This window comes from Cupriavidus sp. 22TCCZM01-5 (assembly GCF_057798915.1).
This window is the reverse complement of the sequence record NZ_JBYOJR010000090.1, coordinates 1-968: the sequence shown is the minus strand read 5'-3', so window position 1 is coordinate 968 and position 968 is coordinate 1. Positions and strand designations below refer to the sequence as shown.

Annotated in this window: 1 protein-coding gene; it reads left to right on the top strand. The window is 68.7% G+C overall.

Translation table 11 applies throughout. The features are described 5' to 3' along the window. Positions 1-968 (top strand): acetyl-CoA carboxylase biotin carboxylase subunit (locus tag AC3FNH_RS32545; protein WP_488723008.1); only part of this gene is annotated, 968 nt, incomplete at both ends.

Sequence of the window (968 nt, the reverse complement as noted above, 5' to 3'; positions counted from 1 at the left end):
GGACTGGTCTTCATCGGTCCGCCGGCCTCCGCGATCCACGCGATGGGCAGCAAGAGCGCGGCCAAGCAACTGATGGAAAAGGCCTCGGTGCCGCTGGTGCCCGGCTACCACGGCGAAGACCAGAATCCGGGCCTGCTGCGCAGCGAGGCCGATCGCATCGGCTATCCGGTGCTGCTCAAGGCCAGTGCCGGGGGCGGCGGCAAGGGCATGCGCGTGGTCGAATCGGGCGATGCCTTTGACGCGGCGCTGGCCTCGGTCAAGCGCGAGGCATCGGCCAGCTTCGGCGACGACAAGGTGCTCGTCGAAAAGTACCTCACCCGGCCGCGCCATATCGAGATCCAGGTCTTTGCCGACACCCACGGCAACTGCGTCTACCTGTTCGAGCGTGACTGCTCGGTGCAGCGCCGCCACCAGAAGGTGCTGGAAGAAGCGCCCGCGCCGGGCATGACCGGGGAACGCCGCCGCGCGATGGGCGAGGCTGCCGTGGCCGCCGCCAAGGCCGTGGGCTATGTCGGCGCCGGCACGGTCGAGTTCATCGCCAACCAGGACGGCTCGTTCTATTTCATGGAGATGAACACGCGCCTGCAGGTCGAGCATCCGGTCACCGAGATGATCACCGGGCAGGACCTGGTCGAATGGCAACTGCGCGTGGCGGCCGGCGAGCCGCTGCCACTGAAGCAGGAACAACTGCGCATCGATGGCCACGCGCTCGAAGCGCGCATCTACGCCGAGAACCCCGACAAGCAGTTCCTGCCGTCCACCGGCACGCTGCGCTTCCTGCGCACGCCGCCGGCGGTGCAGTTCATGCGCGGCGGCGATGCCCACGGCCCTGCCGGCGTGCGCATCGACGCCGGCGTGCGCGAGGGCGACACCATCAGCCCATACTACGATCCGATGATCGCCAAGCTGATCGTGTGGGGCAAGGACCGCGACGAGGCGCTCGCGCGCATGCGCCAGGCGCTGGCGGC